The following is a 2,249-nucleotide window of genomic DNA, read 5'->3' on the forward strand; positions in this document are numbered from 1 at the left end:
AAAAAGGTGTTTCGAGAACTATTAAACGAAATAAAATATAGACATGGGGAAGAGAATGAGATTAATATCTTTCCAGCTGCACCAGTAGCAATTAATGTGGAAATAGGTCGTGCTTGGATGCCTAAAGCAGATTTACCTTTAAAAGTTTATGATCAGAATCGTAAGACAAACGGATTTCAATATGCTTTAACAATTCAGTAGTTAATTTTGAAGAATTATATAGAAGATAGATTTAACATATTATAGTGAGGGATAGATATGCGTTTTAGTTCAAAATTTTTTAATGACAAAGTAACTTTAAAGAAAGCAAATGGCGAAGTAGTAGAAAATATTAGTGCGGATGTTCAAAAAAATAAGATTTTCATTTCTGATGGTACGTTGCTTATTGAAGAAGGTGATTTTTTATTCCGTACTATGTCTAACGGTGCAACTGAAAAATATGAAGTAATTGATAGAGGGTATTACGAAGCATTTGCTGGATTTGAGTCTCATTATCAATGTGATGTTAGAAAAGCAACAGCTAAAGAAAAAAAATTACCTTTTAATAAAACAGTTAATAATTATTTTAATGCTCCCAACTCTAGATATAATGAAAGTTCGACTGATAATTCCATTAATATTTCATTAAGTGATGCAAATTTGTTTGATGAAATTAAAAATGAATTGAAAAAACAAGACTTCAAAGAAAACGAAATAAGTTTACTTTTAAACCAGGTAGACGATCTTGAACAAAGTATGGGAAAAGAAAGTTTTAGTACAAAATACACGCGTTTTATTCAAAGTTTGGGAGAGCATGTAGCAGTTATATCTCCTTTTCTTCCAGCTTTAAGTCAAGGCTTAATAGGCTAAAAAACTCGGGTATTGATATTATTGTCAGTATGTATGAGATTTGATAAAAAACATTCCCAAATAACATTTTGTTAATGTTAAAACAAATTCATCATCGCATTAAATATCTTCATGCTGATTTGGTGCATCTCAACAAGCCCTTCAACATCCATGAAAATATAAGAAATATGATATACTGAACTTACTATTCAAATTTAAAGAGGTGGACCGTATGAAAGCCAATTCACGCTTAGAACGACAACAGCAAGTACGATTTGCAGTAGGTATGGCTGCGCTAGATGGTGGAAAACCGACAAGCTTTACACAAAATTTATTAAATCAATATGAGAATGGTGAGGTTTCATCTAGCCAATTGAAACAAGCCATTTTACAGAAATATGCGAAGGCGACAAACTAATGGACCCTTATGTGTATCCAAATTCAAACGTATTAATCAATAAACTAAATATTGTAGACGAAAAAGAACTTATTGATGTGGAAGCTCAGTTATTAATCGCTGGTATTATCGACATTCACTCGATTCTCGATGATTTAGATTTTGCAGATTATACGTCTTTACAAAACATCCATCATTTCTTATTTGAAGACCTTTACACGTGGGCTGGGGAATTTCGAACAATTAATATTTATAAAAATGAACGCGTGTTAAATGGCTTATCTGTAACGTACTGTGATAAAAATCGTATCAGTGATACGTTAAAAGCCATTTTTCAGTGGGCTGCTCAAATAGAGTGGTCTCCTCAAAATCGACAGCTTCCTTCACAATTTGCGAAATTCATGACAGATATATGGCGTGTCCATCCATATCGTGAAGGCAACACGCGTGCTGTATCAATCTTTATGAAGCTATTTGCTGATAAAAACAACTTAGATTTTAATGCGGAACTACTTTCGCAAAATGCGGGCTATTTACGTAATGCACTTGTTATGGCTGCTGTGGATGAAGCGCCAGAGCCTAGTTATTTACATCGGATTATCACAGATGCATTATTCTACAAACCATCTGGTCTAACAAAGCAAAGTGAGGAAAAGCCTTCTACTTATAAGACAGTTGGACAATATGATGTCACAAACTATGAAGAAAAACCATTTTATACAAATCCAGATAAACCTCAATGAGTACGTAGTTACATACGTACTCATTTTTGTATGCTGTGATACGTCTTTCCATTTCATTTTTAGGTTCTTTTCAAAATAGTTGTCTCAAGATTATAGAAAATTATGACGTTTACTTAATGAATTGATATATGTAATAAAACTTTTAAGTGCAAAATTTATGGCTTATTGAACAAATAGAAAAGTTATTTTATAGTTAATCAGAGATGAATAGAAAGGAGAATTCAATGTCAGAAAAAAATGAACGACTGGGCATAAAGCTTAACAGAGAGAGTGTCATTGCC

The 2,249-nt window shown here is 32.4% G+C and carries 4 protein-coding genes; all 4 read left to right on the top strand.

Going from position 1 to position 2,249, the window contains the following annotated elements; genetic code table 11:
• Nucleotides 1-201, top strand: a 201-nt coding sequence (locus tag QI30_RS19820; RefSeq protein WP_126992150.1) for an SAVED domain-containing protein, incomplete at its 5' end; no start/stop codon positions are given.
• A 57-nt stretch (nt 202-258) separates the two neighbouring features.
• On the top strand, nt 259-849 hold the full coding sequence (locus QI30_RS19825; protein WP_126992151.1) for a hypothetical protein: 591 nt from the start codon (nt 259-261) through the stop codon (nt 847-849).
• A 211-nt stretch (nt 850-1,060) separates the two neighbouring features.
• Entirely contained in the window at nt 1,061-1,246 is a 186-nt protein-coding gene (locus QI30_RS19830) for an antitoxin VbhA family protein (RefSeq protein ID WP_126992121.1), read from the top strand.
• The gene (locus QI30_RS19835; RefSeq protein ID WP_126992122.1) at nt 1,246-1,968 is read left to right on the top strand and encodes a Fic/DOC family protein; all 723 of its coding nucleotides are present in this window, start codon (nt 1,246-1,248) and stop codon (nt 1,966-1,968) included. The genes QI30_RS19830 and QI30_RS19835 overlap by 1 nt, the downstream gene beginning before the upstream one ends.
• Nucleotides 1,969-2,249 lie beyond the last annotated feature (281 nt).

Origin of the sequence: Candidatus Kurthia intestinigallinarum (assembly GCF_003991225.1) — a bacterium.
GTDB classification, from domain to species: domain Bacteria; phylum Bacillota; class Bacilli; order Bacillales_A; family Planococcaceae; genus Kurthia; species Kurthia populi.

What these genes read in the sequence shown, in the direction of transcription:
- QI30_RS19830 (WP_126992121.1), top strand. Translation starts at nt 1,061, where the DNA reads ATGAAAGCCAATTCACGCTTAGAACGACAACAGCAAGTACGATTTGCA.
- QI30_RS19825 (WP_126992151.1), top strand. Translation starts at nt 259, where the DNA reads ATGCGTTTTAGTTCAAAATTTTTTAATGACAAAGTAACTTTAAAGAAA.
- QI30_RS19835 (WP_126992122.1), top strand. Translation starts at nt 1,246, where the DNA reads ATGGACCCTTATGTGTATCCAAATTCAAACGTATTAATCAATAAACTA.